This is a genomic window from Streptomyces pactum, from assembly GCF_016031615.1.
Classification (GTDB): domain Bacteria; phylum Actinomycetota; class Actinomycetes; order Streptomycetales; family Streptomycetaceae; genus Streptomyces; species Streptomyces pactus.
In genome coordinates this window covers 5,288,765-5,304,831 of record NZ_JACYXC010000001.1, presented here as the reverse complement: position 1 = coordinate 5,304,831, position 16,067 = coordinate 5,288,765, and the positions used below count along the sequence as shown (strand labels likewise).

Annotated in this window: 11 protein-coding genes; 9 read left to right on the top strand and 2 right to left on the bottom strand. The window is 75.2% G+C overall.

Annotated features, from left to right (window positions below):
- The first annotated feature begins 94 nt into the window (after window positions 1-94).
- The 7 genes from IHE55_RS20905 to IHE55_RS20875 all read left to right on the top strand — a co-directional run bounded on the left by IHE55_RS20905 (window position 95) and on the right by IHE55_RS20875 (window position 9,770).
- Window positions 95-781, top strand: a complete 687-nt coding sequence (locus tag IHE55_RS20905) for a response regulator (RefSeq protein ID WP_197990415.1) — start codon at window positions 95-97, stop codon at window positions 779-781.
- Between the two features lie 213 nt (window positions 782-994).
- A complete protein-coding gene (locus IHE55_RS20900; protein WP_197990414.1) occupies window positions 995-2,356 on the top strand; it encodes an ABC transporter substrate-binding protein in 1,362 nt (453 codons plus the stop codon).
- Complete coding sequence (locus IHE55_RS20895) at window positions 2,353-3,240, top strand: carbohydrate ABC transporter permease (protein ID WP_197990413.1); 888 nt, start codon at window positions 2,353-2,355, stop codon at window positions 3,238-3,240. The genes IHE55_RS20900 and IHE55_RS20895 overlap by 4 nt, the downstream gene beginning before the upstream one ends.
- Window positions 3,241-3,323: 83 nt before the next feature.
- Entirely contained in the window at window positions 3,324-4,136 is an 813-nt protein-coding gene (locus tag IHE55_RS20890) for a carbohydrate ABC transporter permease (protein WP_307826760.1), read from the top strand.
- Window positions 4,137-4,301: 165 nt separating this feature from the next.
- A complete protein-coding gene (locus tag IHE55_RS20885) occupies window positions 4,302-4,922 on the top strand; it encodes a helix-turn-helix domain-containing protein (protein ID WP_232265649.1) in 621 nt (206 codons plus the stop codon).
- Window positions 4,923-5,726: 804 nt separating this feature from the next.
- Entirely contained in the window at window positions 5,727-8,564 is a 2,838-nt protein-coding gene (locus tag IHE55_RS20880) for a discoidin domain-containing protein (RefSeq protein ID WP_197990410.1), read from the top strand.
- Between the two features lie 528 nt (window positions 8,565-9,092).
- Window positions 9,093-9,770, top strand: a complete 678-nt coding sequence (locus IHE55_RS20875; RefSeq protein WP_307826759.1) for a helix-turn-helix domain-containing protein — start codon at window positions 9,093-9,095, stop codon at window positions 9,768-9,770.
- Between the two features lie 126 nt (window positions 9,771-9,896).
- On the opposite strand, the gene IHE55_RS20870 is transcribed toward IHE55_RS20875, so the two are convergent.
- Together IHE55_RS20870 and IHE55_RS20865 are read right to left on the bottom strand one after the other, a co-directional pair.
- Window positions 9,897-10,757 (bottom strand): alpha/beta fold hydrolase, encoded by an 861-nt coding sequence (locus tag IHE55_RS20870; RefSeq protein ID WP_197990408.1) that lies wholly within the window; start codon window positions 10,755-10,757, stop codon window positions 9,897-9,899.
- A 307-nt stretch (window positions 10,758-11,064) separates the two neighbouring features.
- On the bottom strand, window positions 11,065-12,090 hold the full coding sequence (locus tag IHE55_RS20865) for a 6-phosphofructokinase (RefSeq protein ID WP_197990407.1): 1,026 nt from the start codon (window positions 12,088-12,090) through the stop codon (window positions 11,065-11,067).
- A 486-nt stretch (window positions 12,091-12,576) separates the two neighbouring features.
- On the opposite strand from IHE55_RS20865, the gene pta reads away from it, so the two are divergent.
- Together pta and IHE55_RS20855 are read left to right on the top strand one after the other, a co-directional pair.
- Entirely contained in the window at window positions 12,577-14,718 is a 2,142-nt protein-coding gene (gene pta / locus IHE55_RS20860; RefSeq protein WP_197990406.1) for a phosphate acetyltransferase, read from the top strand.
- 176 nt (window positions 14,719-14,894) lie between these two features.
- Entirely contained in the window at window positions 14,895-16,040 is a 1,146-nt protein-coding gene (locus tag IHE55_RS20855) for an acetate kinase (protein WP_197992142.1), read from the top strand.
- The last annotated feature ends 27 nt before the right edge of the window (window positions 16,041-16,067 follow it).

The window sequence follows — 16,067 nt, the reverse complement described above, 5'->3', positions numbered from 1 at the left end:
CCCGCGCCGCGACCGTCCCCCCGGCGCCGCGCGGCCGGTCTCACCGACCGCGGCCGGCTCCCGGGCGCCGGCCCGCTGGAAAGGCAGGTTTCCCATGGGCACGCCGACCGAGATCAGCGTGCTGGTCGTCGAGGACGACCCGGTGGCGGCGGACGCGCACGCCCTGTACGTCTCCCGGGTGCCCGGCTTCCGGGTGGCCGGCGCGGTGCACTCCGGCGGCGCCGCGCTGCGGCAGCTGGAGCGGTCACCGGCGGACCTGCTGCTGCTCGACTTCTACCTCCCCGACGGGCACGGCCTGCGCCTGATGCGTACGCTGCGCGCCGCCGGCCACACCGCGGACGTGATCGCCGTCACCTCGGCGCGGGACCTGGCGGTGGTGCGGGAGGGCGTGTCGCTCGGCGTGGTGCAGTACGTGCTGAAGCCGTTCGCCTTCGCCACGCTCCGGGACCGGCTGCTGCGGTACGCGGAGTTCCGGGCGAGCGCCGGGGAGGCCAGCGGGCAGGACGAGGTGGACCGGGCCCTCGCCGCGCTCCGCGCACCGCAGCCGGCCGCGCTGCCCAAGGGCCTGACCCAGGCCACCCTGCGCGCGGTGACCGGCAGCCTCCGGGCCGCCGAGGGCGGCCTGTCCGCGGCGGCCACGGCGGAGGCGGTGGGCATCTCCCGGATCACCGCCCGCCGCTACCTGGAACACCTGGTGGCCTCCGGCCGGGCGGCCCGCACCCCGCAGTACGGCCAGGTGGGCCGCCCGGAGCTGGTCTACCGCTGGCTGCCCGGCGCCTGACGGGTAGCCACGTACCCCGTCGCCGTGCGCCCCGACGTCACTCCCCGCGCCGCCCGCCCGGGCGGGCACCGGGGCGCGCACCCGGAGCGCACGGCGCCCGGCGCCGGACGAGCCGGCGGACGCGCCGCGTCCACCCGGTCACGGGGATTGCGTTTCACTCACCGCGACCATACGGTCACCGCACAGCCCCCGAGGCTCCCAGGAGGTCGTGCCGTGCGCCCCACCGCTCCGCTGGCCCTCGCCGCCGCCCTCGTCGCCACCGCGGGCCTGACCGCGTGCGGGAGCGGGCCGGGCGGCGACCCGGACACCGTCAAGGTCGTCTACAACCGCAGCACCGACAACGCCAACCGGTTCAAGGACGAGTACCTCGCCGGGGTCAAGAGGCAGTTCGAGAAGGCGAACCCCGGCAAGAAGGTCAAGCTCATCCCGATCCAGGCGACCGAGACGGACTACTCCGTCAAGGTGCAGCAGATGATGCGGTCGGCGCGGACCGCGCCGGACGTGGTGCACGAGGACACCTTCCGGATCGGCTCCGACATCGAGGCCGGGTACCTGCGCCCGCTCGACGACCACCTGGCGAAGTGGCCGGAGTGGGAGCGGTACCTGGACAGCGCCCGGCGCGCGACCCGGGGCGAGGACGGCCGGACGTACGGGGTCCCGGACGGCACCGACACCCGCGGGCTGTGGTTCAACAAGGACATCTTCGCCAAGGCCGGACTGCCCGGCGACTGGCGGCCGAAGAACTGGGCGGACATCCTCGACGCGGCCCGGACCGTCAAGCGGAAGGTCCCCGGCGTCGTCCCGCTGAACGTCTACACCGGCAAGGCGCCCGGCGAGACGGCGGTGATGCAGGGGTTCGAGATGCTGCTGTACGGCACCGGCCCGGACCCGCTGTACGACCCGGGCGCGAAGAAGTGGGTGGTCGGCGGCGCGGGGTTCCGGCAGTCGCTGGAGTTCATCCGGACCGTCTACGACGAGAAGCTCGGCCCGGACGTCTCCGACGCGCTCGACGCCAACGTGGGCACCAACGTCGCCAACGAGTGGCTGCCGGAGGGCAAGCTGGCCATCGCGCTGGACGGATCGTGGATGGGCCAGCACTGGATCGAGTCCGGCGGCAAGCCGTGGCCGCAGTGGTCGCAGCTGCTGGGCCAGGCGCCGATGCCGACCCGGACCGGCGCCCCGCCGGGCCGGGTGAGCATGTCCGGCGGCTGGGCGTGGGCGATCTCCGCGCGCTCCGGCAAGCCGGAGCTGGCCTGGTCGTTCGTCACCACCGCCCAACGCAGGGACAACGCTGTCAGATGGGCGGTGGTCGGGGCGCAGATCGCCGTCCGCGAGGACGTCGCCGCCGACCCGGAGTACCGGCGCTCGATGCCCGGGGTCGAGTTCTTCACCCAGCTGGTGCGCCACACCCACTACCGGCCGGCGCTCCCGGTCTACCCGCAGGTGTCCTCCGCGATCGGTGAGGCGATGGAGGCGGTGACCACCGGCGACGCCTCCCCCGCCGAGGCGGCCGCCGGCTACGACGCGGCGCTGCGGGACATCACCGGCGGCGCCGTGGTGAAGCGGGACCGATGACCGGCGCCGGGCTCCGCACCGCGCCCCGCCGCCGGCCGCTGCGCTGGCTGCCGCTGGCGCCGGCGACCGTGCTGCTGCTGCTCTTCCTGGGCGGGCCGATCTGCTACTGCGTCTACCTCGCCCTCACCGACATGCGGCTGACCGGCTCCTCGTCCACCTCCTTCGTGGGGCTGGACAACTTCCGGCGGGCCTTCGGCGACCCGGACTTCCGCAACGCCGTGGTGCTCACCCTGGTGTTCACCATCGTCTCCTCGGTGATCGGGCAGAACACCCTGGGGCTGGCGCTGGCGGTGCTGATGCGCCGCGCCTCCCGGCCGGTGCGCATCCTGACCGGGGCGGTGGTGATCGCCGCGTGGGTGCTGCCGGAGATCGTGGCGGGCTTCCTGCTGTACGCGTTCTTCCGCCGCGAGGGCACCTTGAACGCGGTGCTGGACCAGCTCGGGCTGCCCGCCCAGAACTGGCTGTTCACGCTGCCCATCCTGGCCGTGTCTTTCGCCAACGTCTGGCGCGGCACGGCGTTCTCCATGCTGGTCTACTCGGCTGCGCTGGACGCGGTGCCCAAGGAGGTCGAGGAGGCCGCCGAGGTGGACGGGGCGAGCGGGGTGCGCCGGCTGTGGTACGTGACGCTGCCGGTGATCCGCCGTGCCATCGGCACCAACCTGATGCTCAACACCCTCCAGACGCTCTCGGTGTTCGGGCTGATCTGGGCGATGACGCGCGGCGGGCCGGGCAACCGCAGCCAGACCCTGCCGGTGTTCATGTACGACCAGGCGTTCCTGAAGAGCCTGATCGGCTACGGCACCGCGATCGCGCTGCTGTTGCTGCTGGTCGGCGCGGTGTTCGCGACGGTGTACCTGCGGCTGCTGCGCGAGGAGACCCGGTGAGCGCCCCGGGGCGCGGTGCGGCACCGCGGCCGCCGCGGGGTCGGGCACCGGGGGGTGTCACGGGCCGGTTCCGCGACCGCAGGGTGCGGCGGCGGCTGGCGGCGGACGCCGCGCTGCTGGCGGTGGCCGCGGCGTTCGCGGCGCCGCTGGTGTGGCTGGTGCTCGCCTCGGTGGACCGGGAGGCGACGCTGCGCACGGACGTGCCGTCCCCTCCGACCGGCGGGAACTTCTCGGCGGTGTGGAACGAGGAGATGACCTTCACCCCGATGGTCAACAGCCTGCTGCTGTGCGGCGGGGCGGCGGCGGTCACGGTGTGCTGCGCGGCGCTGGCGGCCTACCCGCTGTCGCGGTACCGGTCGCGGCTGGTGCGCCCGTACCTGCTCACCGTGCTGTTCACCACCTGCCTGCCGATCACCGCGATCATGATTCCGGTGTACGGTCTGTTCGTCCAGGTCGAGCTGATCGACACCCGGTACGGCACCGCCCTGTTCCTGGCCGCCTCGGAACTGCCGTTCGCCATCTGGCTGATGAAGAACTTCATGGACGCGGTGCCGGTGAGCCTGGAGGAGGCGGCCTGGACCGACGGCGCCTCGTGGTTCCGGACGCTGACCGCGGTGGTCCTGCCGCTCATGGCGCCGGGCGTCGGGGTGGTCACCGTCTACTGCTTCATCATGATGTGGGGAAACTTCTTTGTCCCCTTCATGCTGCTGCTGTCTCCGGACCTCATGCCGGCCTCGGTCACCATCTTCACCTTCTTCGGCAACTACGGCTCGGTGGTGTACGGGCAGCTCGCGGCGTTCTCGATTCTCTACTCGACACCCGTGGTTCTCCTGTACGTCATCGTCGCGCGGCGGCTGGGCGGCGGCTTCGCGCTGGGCGGCGCCGTCAAGGGCTGACCGGCACCCCGCATCGGTGGCAGGGTCATGACGATGTCATCTCGCGTTCGGTCACCCCTACGGGCGTACGGTTACGGTTCTCTTGTGCACCCGTCCTATACGGCCGAGCCCCGGAACCCGTCGTTTGATCCCAATGCCGCGCGCCGACTCCGCGAGGCCCTGGGCATGACCCACGCCCACGTCTCCTACGGCATCCACGCCGCCTACGGGCTCCAGGTCCCGCCGGCCACGGTGGCCGCCTGGGAACTGGGCGAGGCGTTCCCCAGCGAAACGGAACTGATGGCGCTCGCCGGAGCCCTGTGGTGCTCCCCCGGTGACCTGCTGGGCGCGCCCAGCACCCTGCGCGAACACCGGGTGGCCCAGGGCCTGGCCCCCATCGACGTGGCGATGCGCATCGGGATGGACCCCCATGACTACGAGCGCATGGAACAGTCCGGCACGTGGACCGGCAACGACAGCCAGGCCACCAAACTGGCCGAGGTCCTGCGCCTGCCGCTGCCGTCGTTCTTCCAGGTCACCGGGCGGGACAAGCAGCTGGCGGGGTTGCTGAACTCCGCGGTGGAGACCCGCTGGCAGGCGTATGTGAAGAAGATCGGCAAGCTGGTCCCGCTGCCCCGCCCGCGGCTGGAGGCGGCCCTGAAGTCCCTGCACTCCGACTACCAGGCCCGGATGGCCGCGACCCTGAGCCGGGGGGCGGTGGGGGACAACGCGGCGGCCGGGGCACGGGAGTTCCTGGAGCACATCGTGGACCACTTCTGGGAGCGGGTGGAGCGCGCCGGCGGCTGACCCGCCCAGCCCGCGCACCGGCCCCTGGGACCGGGCACCGACCGCAGTCGCGCGTACGCCACCCCGGCCGCCCGCCGGCCACTCCGGCCGCGGCACCCGCCGGACGGCCCCCGGTGCACGTCCCCCGCCGGACGGCCCGCGGTCCCGCCGTTCCCGTCCCCCGCGCTCCGCCCGCGCCCCGTGCGCCGCCGTCCCGTCCGGTCCGTCCGGCCGCCCCGGGCGCCACCGCCGCGACCGCTCCGTACGCGCCACCGCCGCCCCGGTACGCGCCCGCCGTACGCGCCTGCCGGCAGGCACCGCACCGCCGCGCCCCGGGCCGGAAGCCGCCCGCCACGCCGCGCGAGGCGCACCGCGAGCACCCGCCCCGCACGCACATCCGCCCCCGCACGCACGACCCGTCCGGCCTCGCCCTCGTCCGCACAGCCGCCGCGCACCCCGTCCGGCCTCGCCCCGGCCGCACGGCCGCCGTCCGGCGCCCGAGACCACCGGTCGGCAGGCCACCGGACGCGACGCCCGGCCACCGGCCGCGGGCCACCACGGCCACCACGGCCACCCGCAGCCCGTACGGCCACCACGCCGTCCCCGCACCCGCCCGGTGGCGGCCGATGCTCTCTTCAGGCGAATTATTTGTCATATCTTCTGACGTTCCGTCCCGCTGGTTATCCATCCCCAGGGCCGCGCCCCGGGCCGGTGTGCACCGGACCCCGGGCGGGCCCCGGCCGGCCGGGGCGGAGCGCCGGGACCGGCCGCCCACGCCGTACGCGCGGTCAACTCCGGTGGCCGGCACCGAACAGAAGGGGCACGATGCGCCGACTCCAGCAGCCGCAAGGAAGGGGGCGGCGGTCCCGCGCCGCCCGTCCCGCCTCCCCCCTCCTGGTGGGCGCGTTCGTCACGGCGACCGCGCTCACCCCGATCGCCGTCCCCGCCGAGGCCCTCGCGACCGGTGCGACACCCGCCCCGGCCACCGCCCCGGCCACCGCGACCGGCCACCCGGACCGGTCATGCCTCGCCGACGAGGGCGATCCGGCCTGGGCCCCCACCAGCACCCGGATCGACCCGGCGAACCCGTACCACGCGTACGTCGCCAACGGACTGCTCGGCCAGCGCGTACCGCCCCACGGCATGGGCTACGACGCGCCCGGTGACGAGACCGGCTACCCGCTCTACACCCCGCGCTACGACGGCGCCTTCGTCGCCGGCCTCTACGCCCGCGACCCCAAGGTCGCCAAGGGCTTCCAGGTGGACGCGGCGATCCCCACCTGGTCCACGCTGAACGTCGGTGTCGGCGGGGACACCTTCACCTCCCGGACCGCCACCGACCGGATCTCCGGCTACCGGCAGACGCTCTTCCTCCGCTGCGGCCTGCTGCGCACCTCGCTGACCTGGACCGCGGCCGACGGCCGGAAGACCGACCTGGTCTACGAGGTCACCGCCGACCGCAACCACGCCCACCTGGGCACGGTGCGGCTGCGGATGGTGCCGCACTGGAGCGGCACCGCGACCGTCACCGACGTGCTGGACGGGGCCGGGGCCCGCCGGATCACCCGGACCGGCGGCGGCCCGGTGCCGGACGCCGCCGACGGCCGGGCGGGCACCCCCGGGAGCACGGTGGACCTGCGGTTCCGGACCACGGGCACCGGCGTGGACGGGTCGGTGGCCTCCACCCTCGTCGCCGGTCCCGGCGCCGCCCCGGTCACCGGGCGGCCCCGGCCGCGGCCCGCGGAGTTCTCCGAGCGCCAGTCGGCCACCCTCCGGGTCACCCGGGGCCGGGGCTACGAGGTCGTCAAGTACGTGGGCGTGGACACCGAACTGACCTCGAAGCGGCCGGCCCGGACCGCGGTGGAGGTGTCCCGGCGGGCCGCGGAGCGCGGCTGGGCGGCGCTCTTCGCCGAGCACCGGCGCAGCTGGCAGCGGCTGTGGAGCCGGGACGTGACGCTGCCCGGCGCCCCCGACCTCCAGCAGTGGGTGCGCGCCGCGCTGTACGGGCTGTACTCCGCCACCCGCCCCGGCACCGCCCACAGCATCCCGCCGGCCGGCCTGACCAGCGACAACTACGCGGGACTGATCTTCTGGGACGCCGACACCTGGATGTACCCGGGGCTGGTGGCGCTCCACCCGGAGCTGGCCCGGTCGGTGGTGGAGTACCGCCACCGGACCATCCCGGCGGCCGCCCGCAACGCGCGGAAGCTCGGCCACCGGGGCCTGTTCTACCCGTGGACCAGCGGGGCCACCGGCGACCTGGCGACCGAGTGCCACAGCGTGGACCCGGACCACTGCCGGATGCAGAACCACCTGCAGAGCGACATCGCGCTCGCCGCCTGGCAGTACTACCTGGTCACCGGCGACACCGCCTGGCTGCGCAGCCGCGGCTGGCCGCTGCTCAAGGGCATCGCCGAGTTCTGGGAGAGCCGGGTCACCGCCAACGCCGACGGCTCGTACTCCATCAACCACGTGGCGGGCCCGGACGAGTACAGCAACGACGTCGACGACGGGGTCTTCACCAACGCCGGGGCCGCCACCGTGCTGCGCGACGCCGTCAAGGCGGCGCGCATCCTCGGTGAGCCGGCGTCCGACCGGTGGAGCCGGATCGCGGACCGGCTGCGCATCCCCTACGACGAGAAGAACGGGATCTACCTCCAGTACGCCGGCTACGAGGGCACCCGGCCGATCAAACAGGCGGACACGGTGCTGCTCATCCACCCGCTGGAGTGGCCCATGGACCGCTACCGCAAGAGCCGCACCCTGGACTACTACGCCCGCCGCGCCGACCCCGACGGTCCGGCCATGACCGACTCGGCGCACACCGTCGCGGCGGCCGAGATCGGCGAGCCGGGCTGCGCCACGTACAGCTATCTGCTGCGCTCCATCAAGCCGTTCGCCCGCGCCCCGTACGCGGTGTTCTCCGAGGCCCGGGGCGAGAAGGCGGGGGCACTAGACGAGCTTGCCGGCCGGCCCGCGCACGACTTCCTCACCGGCAAGGGCGGCTTCCTCCAGGTGTTCACCCACGGCCTGACCGGGATGCGCTGGCGGGAGGACCGGGTGGTGCTGGACCCGCTGCTGCCGCCGCAGCTGCCCGGCGGTGTCACCGTCCGCGGACTGCACTGGCACGGCCGCACCTTCGACGTCGCGGTCGGGCCGGAGCACACCACCGTCCGGCTCACCGCCGGGGACCCCTTCCGGATCGAGGCGCCGGAGGGCGAGCTGCTGGTGAGCACGGAGGCCCCCGCGGTGCTCAAGACCCGGCGCCCGGACCGCGACCCCACCGACAACCTGGCCCGCTGCGCGCGGGTCACCGCCTCCTCGGAGGACCCCGGCGCCTACGCGGTGGGCGCGGTGGACGGCAGCCCGGTCACCTTCTGGGCCCCGGACGGCCGGCAGGGCAGCGTCACGGTGGACCTGGGCCGGCCGCACCGGATCACCCACATCAGCCCCCGGTGGCGGGAGCCGCGGCCCGCCGCGCACACCGTCGAGGTCTCCCGCGACGGCCGTGCCTGGACGGCGGTCCGGCCGCGGGGCGACGCCGGTACGGTCAGCCCCCCGGTGGACGCCCGCTTCGTCCGGGTCACCGTCCGGGCCACCGGTGACACCCGGCCCGGCATCGAGGAACTGACCGTCAAGGGCGCGGCGGCCCACGGCCGCTGACCTCCGCCGGGGGCGCCGGGACCGGGCCGGACCCGGTGCGCCCGGTCGTGGTCCGGTCGTGGCCGGGTCATGACCGGGCGGGTGCCGGGTCATGACCGCGCCGGCCCCCGGCCGGCCCGGGGCCCGGGCCGGTGGCGCGCTTCGCCGCCGGCCCGGGCCCCGGGCGCCGTGTGTCCCGGGCCGGGCGTTCCCCATCCCGGTGGTAGCCCCCGTCCGGGCCCGCCCGGTCCCGGCCGTGGCCCCGTGGCCCCGCCGGAACCCGCGCTCCGGGACAGGGGCCGGGCGCCGGCTGCTCCGTGGCCCGGACCTGCCCGGCGCCGCGACTCCGTGCCCTGCCCGGGCGGTCGCCGACCGGCCGTGTCCCGTGCACCCGGACGGGCCGGGGGCGGGAGGGGACGAGGCAGGACGGGCCAGGGGCGGGACCGGGCCGCAAGCCGTAGCGGGCCGCAGGCGTACGTTCGTACGAGCGGCAGGCTTGGTGGTTCGGGGACTGGTCCGGCGCCGTCCGGCGCTCCTACGGTGTGCCGCGTGTCCCCGCCACCGCCCTTCGACGCCCTCGCCGCCCGCCGGCTGCGCGAGGCGCTGGGCATGACCCACGCCCATGTCGCACACGGCATGTGGGCCGCGTACGGCCTGCGCGTCGCGCCCGGCACGGTGGCCGCCTGGGAGCGCGGGGAGGCGGTGCCGTCCGCCGGTGAACTCCCTGCGCTGGCGGGGGCGCTGTGGTGCGCCCCGGGCGAACTGCTGGCGGCCCCCACCACCCTCCGCGAGCACCGGCTGGCACGCGGGCTCGCCGACGCCGACGTGGCCCGGCGGATCGGCATGGACCTGGCCTCGTACCGGCGGGCGGAGCGCACCGGCGACTGGCCCGGCGACGAGCGCCAGGAGGCGCTGCTGGGCGAGGTGCTGGAGCTGCGGCCGGCCGAGCTGTTCCGGCTCACCGGCCGGGCCGAGCGGCTGGCCCGGCTGCTGCACGGCGCGGTGACCACCCGCTGGCAGGCGTACTCCCGGCCGGTGGCCGCCCTGGTGGCGATGGACCGGGAGCGGACCGACACGGCGCTGGAGCGGCTGCACGGCGGGTACCAGGCGCGCATGGTGGCCTCGCTCAGCTGGGGTGAGGGCGGCGGCGCGACGGCCGCGCAGGACGCCGGGCGGCGCTTCCTGGCCGAGCTGGTGGACCGCTTCTGGGCCGAGCTGCCGCCCTGACGGCCGGGTCCGGGCCGGCCTCGGCCCGGATCAGGGGCGGTAGCCGGGGCCGCGGCACCGCCGGCTCCGGCCCAGGCCGCTCCCGCCTCCCCGCCGGCCCGCACGGGCCCCCGGTCTTGCACCGGCTCAGGCTCCGGCACCGGCTCCGGCGGCCGCACCGGCTCCGGCGGCCGCACCGGCTCCGGCCGACGCGAGGAAGCCGGTGATGGTTTCCAGCCACTCGGCGGGCCGCTCGACGAACGGCAGGTGGCCACTGGCCAGTTCGGTCAGCCGTGCGCCGGGGATGCCGGCCGCGAGCTCCCGCTGGTGGTGCTGGGAGACCAGGGCGTCGTGCACGGTGGAGACCACCAGCGTCGGCACCGCGATGCCGGCCAGGTCGCCGCTGACGTCCACCGTGTCGAGCAGGGCCAGGTGGTCGGCGGTGCCCGGCGGGACGGTGGCCGCGGTGCCGGCGAGGGCGCTGTCCAGGTCGTCGGCGCCGAGCCGGTCCAGCGCGGGCGCGCCCATGCCGTTCAGCACCAGGAACGCGGCCAGCCGCTGTGCGTCCCCGGCCTCCAGCAGCTCCCGCCAGAGCCGGACCGCGAGGCGCAGGCGCGGGTTGGGCCGCACGAACCCGGCGGTGAGCACCAGCGCGGTGACCCGTTCCGGGTGCCGGGCGGCCGCCCGGACGGCGACCGCGGTGCCCAACGAGTACCCGGAGATGGCGAAGGTGTCGAGCCCTTCCGCCACGGCGGCGGCGACCAGTTCGTCGGCGAGTCCGTCGAGGGTGAGCGGGGCAGTCGCGCGCGGGGTGCGGCCGGTGCCGGGGTAGTCCGGTCCGACCACGGTGTGGTGCCGGGCCAGCCCCTCCAGCAGCGGGCCGTAGTTGGCGTCGATACCGCCGCCCGCGCCGTGCGCGAGGAGCAGACCCGGGCCGGTGCCCCGGACCACCCGCCCCAGCGTCGGAACGGGCAGGCCGGCGGTGGTTTCGGTGGTGTGTGAAGTCATGCCGCGACGGTAGGGCCTGACACCGGTGACAAGGTCAAGCCGACCGCCGGCCGAGCCGGCCCCGGGGCCGTGCGGGCCCCGGGCCCGCACGGATACCTGCCCGCACCGATACCGGCCCGCACGGACCCCGGCCCGCACCGATACCGGCCCGCACGGAACCAGCCTGCGCGGATACCCGCCCGCACGCGTACCGGTGCGTCCGTATACCGCGCCCCGCCGGGCCGGCGACCGGCCCGGACGGCCTTCCCCCAGGCGGGCCGGCGACCGGCGGCGGACCGGCCCGTGGGCCGCTCGCCGCCCGGGGCCGTCAGAAGACGGACTCGGCCTCGTGCATCCGGTGCGCCGGGACCCGCTTCAGCTCGGTCACCGCGTCCGCGATCGGCGCCATGCGGATCTCGGTGCCGCGCAGCGCGGTCATCATGCCGAAGTCGCCGCGGTGCGCGGCCTCCACCGCGTGCCAGCCGAACCGGGTGGCGAGCACCCGGTCGTAGGCGGTGGGGGTACCGCCGCGCTGCACGTGGCCGAGGATGACCGGGCGGGCCTCCTTGCCCAGCCGCCGCTCCAGCTCGACGGCGAGCCGGTTGCCGATGCCGGCGAAGCGCTCGTGCCCGTACTGGTCGATCTCGCCCTTCTGGTACTCCATCGTCCCCTCGGCGGGGTGCGCGCCCTCGGCGACGCAGATGACCGCGAACTTCTTGCCGCGGGCGAACCGCTCCTCGACCATCTTCACCAGGTCGTCCACGTCGAAGGGCCGCTCGGGCAGGCAGATGCCGTGCGCGCCCGCCGCCATGCCGGACTCCAGCGCGATCCAGCCGGCGTGCCGCCCCATGACCTCGACCACCATCACCCTCTGGTGGGACTCGGCGGTGGTCTTCAGCCGGTCCATGGCCTCGGTGGCCACCCCGACGGCCGTGTCGAAGCCGAAGGTGCGGTCGGTGGCGGAGATGTCGTTGTCGATGGTCTTGGGCACGCCGACCACCGGGAGCCCGGAGTCGGAGAGCATCCGGGCCGCGGTCAGGGTGCCCTCGCCGCCGATCGGGATGAGGACGTCGATGCCGTAGTCGCGGGCCAGTTCCTTGGACGTCTCGCAGGCCTCCTGGAGCCGGGCGCGCTCCAGCCTGGAGGAGCCGAGGATGGTGCCGCCGCGGGCCAGGATGCCGCTGACGGCCTCCAGGTCCAGCTTGCGGTGGCGGCCCTCCAGCAGCCCCCGGAACCCGTCCTCGAAGCCGATGACCTCGTCACCGTGCCCGGCCACCGCGCGGTGCACGACGGACCGGATCACGGCGTTGAGCCCCGGACAGTCGCCGCCCGCGGTGAGAACTCCGATGCGCATCGTGCTGTGTCTCCTGCTCGCCGACTGATAGATGTGAGCCGGTCCGATTGTTTCACGGGCGGCGGCGGCCGGCGCCACCATGCCGACAAGCGCATTATCCGGAGGCATGGGTATTGTCAAGAGGTCGGATCCATCCTCCTGACGCCCGCCGTGGCCTGCCCGGCGCGGCACCCGGGGGGCGTCGCCGGCAGCGGCGCCGGGTAGGCGCGGGGGCGCGGCCGGTGCGGGGCGCGGCCGGTGCGGCACGCGGGACCGGTGCGGGGCGGCGCGTCCGGGGTGCTCCCGCGCCGCGCGCCGCCCCCGCGCGCCCGACAGGGCACCGCCCACGCCCCGCGGCGGGCCCGCCCACTCCCTGCCCGGCCCCCCGTCCCCCGTCCCGACGACCCCCACGAAGCCCACCGGCCCCCGTCACCGCCCCACCGGCCCCCCGCCCCCACCACACACCCTCATCAGTCCCCCCACCAGCCAACGGATCGGAGAGCACGCGTGACACGGAGCGTGTACGTGACCGGGATCGACCGCGGCGACGGCCGCCAGGTCGTCGAACTGGGAGTGATGGAGCTCCTGACCCGCCATGTGGACCGCGTCGGGGTGTTCCGCCCGCTGGTGCACGACCGCCCCGACCGCCTCTTCGACCTGCTGCGGGCCCGCTACCGGCTCGGCCAGCCGCCGCACACCGCGTACGGCATGGGCTACGAGGAGGCGGCCTCGCTCCAGGCCGAACGGGGCACCGACGCGCTCGTGACCGAGCTGGTGGAGCGGTTCCACGCGGTCGCCCGGGACCACGAGTACGTCCTGGTGCTGGGCAGCGACTACGCGGCCACCAGCCTCCCCGACGAACTGGGGCTCAACGCGCGGCTGGCCAACGAGTTCGGCGCCCCGGTGATCACCGTGGTCGGCGGCCAGGACCAGAGCGGCGAGTCGCTGCGCGCCGAGGCCCACAACGCCTACCGCGCCTACCGGGCCCGGGGGTGCGACGTGGCGGCGCTGGTGGTGAACCGGGTCGCGCCGGAGGACCACGCCGCGGTGGCCGGGCTGCTCGCCGAGCGGCTGCCGGTGCCCTGCTACACGCTGCCGGAGGACGGCTCGCTGTCCGCCCCCACCGTCTCCCAGGTGGTCCGCGCGCTCGACGCGGTGGTGCTGCTGGGCGACGACGCCGGGCTCTCCCGGGACGTGCGGGACTTCGTCTTCGGCGGCGCCATGCTGCCCACCTTCCTGCCCGCGCTCACCGAGGGCTGCCTGGTGGTGACCCCCGGCGACCGGGCCGACCTGATCATCGGCGCGCTGGCCGCGCACAGCGCCGGCGCCCCGCCGATCGCCGGGGTGCTGCTCACCCTGGACGAGCGGCCCGGCCCGGACATCCTGGCGCTCGCCTCCCGGCTGGCTCCCGGCACCCCGGTGGTCTCGGTGCCCGGCCGCAGCTTCCCCACCGCCGAGCAGCTGTTCGCCCTGGAGGGGAAGCTGCACGCGGGCAACCCGCGGAAGGCGGAGACCGCGCTCGGCCTGTTCGACCGGCACGTGGACACCGCCGAGCTGACGAACCGGATCGCGGTGGCCCGCTCCGGCCGGGTCACGCCGATGATGTTCGAGCACGAGCTGATCGAGCGGTCGCGGGCCGGCCGGCGGCGGGTGGTGCTCCCCGAGGGCACCGAGGAGCGGGTGCTGCGCGCGGCCGACGTGCTGCTCCGCCGCGACGTGTGCGAGCTGACCCTGCTGGGCGAGGAGGACACCGTCCGCAAGCGCGCCGCCGAGCTGGGCATCCAGCTCACCGACGCGCAGATCGTCGATCCGCAGACGTCCCCGCTGCGGGAACGGTTCGCCGAGCGGTACGCCGCGCTGCGGGCCCACAAGGGCGTCACCCACGAGCTGGCGTACGACGTGGTGGCCGACGTGTCGTACTTCGGCACCCTGATGGTGCAGGAGGGACTGGCCGACGGCATGGTCTCCGGGGCTGCGCACTCCACCGCCGCCACCATCCGGCCCGCGTTCGAGATCATCAAGACCGCGCCCGGCGCCCGGATCGTCTCGTCGGTCTTCTTCATGTGCCTGGCCGACCGGGTCCTGGTGTACGGCGACTGCGCGGTCAACCCGGACCCGGACGCCGAGCAGCTGGCGGACATCGCCATCCAGTCGGCGGCCACCGCCGCCCAGTTCGGGGTGGAGCCGCGGATCGCGATGCTCTCCTACTCCACCGGCACCTCCGGCTCCGGCGCGGACGTGGACAAGGTCCGCAGGGCCACCGAGCTGGTCCGGGAACTCCGGCCGGACCTGCTGGTCGAGGGGCCGATCCAGTACGACGCGGCGGTGGACCCGGCCGTGGCGGCCGCCAAGCTGCCCGGCTCGCGGGTGGCCGGCCGGGCCACGGTGCTGGTCTTCCCCGACCTCAACACCGGCAACAACACCTACAAGGCGGTCCAGCGGTCGGCCGGCGCGGTGGCGGTGGGCCCGGTGCTCCAGGGGCTGCGCAAGCCCGTGAACGACCTCTCCCGCGGCGCCCTCGTCCAGGACATCGTCAACACCGTCGCGATCACCGCGGTGCAGGCGCAGAGCCAGGCCAGAGCACCGCAGTCCCAGGCCCATCCACCGACCGGTCAGCGGTCCCAGACGCAGAAGGCACCGAACGCGTGAACGCCCGACCCGGCACTCCCGAGACCCCCGAGCCCGGCACCCCCGGAACCTCCGGCCCCGGCAGCGCTCCCCCGTCCCCCGCCCCGGGAACGGCGCCCGGCCCCGGCCCCGGCAGCCCGGACGCCCCCGGCAGCCCCGGCGCCCGGGGCGACGCCGGCGCCCCGCGCCCCACCCGGGTGCTGGTGCTGAACTCCGGCTCCTCGTCCCTGAAGTACCAGCTGCTGGACATGGCGGGGAGCGGCCCGGACCGTGGGGCCCGGCTCGCCTCCGGCATCGTGGAACGCATCGGCGAGGGCCCGGTCGCCGACCACGAGGCGGCCCTGAAGCAGGCCGCCGCCGAGCTGGACCGGCAGGGGCTGGGGCTGGACTCCCCCGAGCTGGCGGCCGTCGGCCACCGGGTGGTGCACGGCGGCACCCGGTTCACCGAGCCGACCCTGATCGACGACGCGGTGCTCGCCGAGATCGAGAAGCTGGTGCCGCTGGCGCCGCTGCACAACCCGGCGAACATCTCCGGCATCACGGTGGCCCGGGGGCTGCGGCCGGACCTGCCGCAGGTCGCGGTCTTCGACACCGCCTTCCACGCCACGATGCCGGAGGCCGCCGCCCGGTACGCCGTGGACACCGCCACCGCCGACCGCTTCGGGGTGCGCCGCTATGGTTTCCACGGCACCTCCCACGCCTATGTCTCCCGGGCCACCGCCCGGCTGCTGGGCAAGGACCCCGCCGAGGTCAACACCATCGTGCTGCACCTGGGGAACGGGGCGAGCGCCTCCGCGGTGCGCGGCGGCGTCTGCGTGGACACCTCCATGGGGCTCACCCCGCTGGAGGGCCTGGTCATGGGCACCCGTTCCGGCGACATCGACCCGGCCGCGATCTTCCACCTGGCGCGGGTCGGCGGGATGTCCACCGACGAGATCGACACCCTGCTCAACAAGCGCAGCGGGCTGGTCGGTCTGTGCGGCGACAACGACATGCGGGAGATCGGCCGCCGGATGGGCGAGGGCGACCCGGCCGCGCAGCTGGCCTTCGACGTCTACGTCCACCGGCTGCGGAAATATGTGGGCGCGTACACCGCGGTGCTCGGCCGGGTGGACGCCATCGCGTTCACCGCCGGCGTCGGGGAGAACTCCGCCGCCGTGCGGGAGGCCGCGCTGCGCGGCCTGGGCGCGCTGGGCATCGAGGTGGACGCGGTACGGAACGCCATCCGCGGCTCCTCGGCGCGGCTGATCTCGGCGGCGGCGAGCCGGGTGGCCGTGGCCGTGGTGCCCACCGACGAGGAGCTGGAGATCGCCACCCAGACGTACGCGCTGGTCAACCGCTAGACATTGGGTTTTCGCACAGCTAAATAA

Excerpts from the sequence above, each read along its gene's own strand:
- IHE55_RS20865 (WP_197990407.1), bottom strand. The coding sequence starts at position 12,090 with ATGCGCATCGGAGTTCTCACCGCGGGCGGCGACTGTCCGGGGCTCAAC.
- IHE55_RS20885 (WP_232265649.1), top strand. The coding sequence starts at position 4,302 with ATGACCCACGCCCACGTCTCCTACGGCATCCACGCCGCCTACGGGCTC.
- IHE55_RS20870 (WP_197990408.1), bottom strand. The coding sequence starts at position 10,757 with ATGACTTCACACACCACCGAAACCACCGCCGGCCTGCCCGTTCCGACG.
- IHE55_RS20895 (WP_197990413.1), top strand. The coding sequence starts at position 2,353 with ATGACCGGCGCCGGGCTCCGCACCGCGCCCCGCCGCCGGCCGCTGCGC.
- IHE55_RS20905 (WP_197990415.1), top strand. The coding sequence starts at position 95 with ATGGGCACGCCGACCGAGATCAGCGTGCTGGTCGTCGAGGACGACCCG.
- IHE55_RS20880 (WP_197990410.1), top strand. The coding sequence starts at position 5,727 with ATGCGCCGACTCCAGCAGCCGCAAGGAAGGGGGCGGCGGTCCCGCGCC.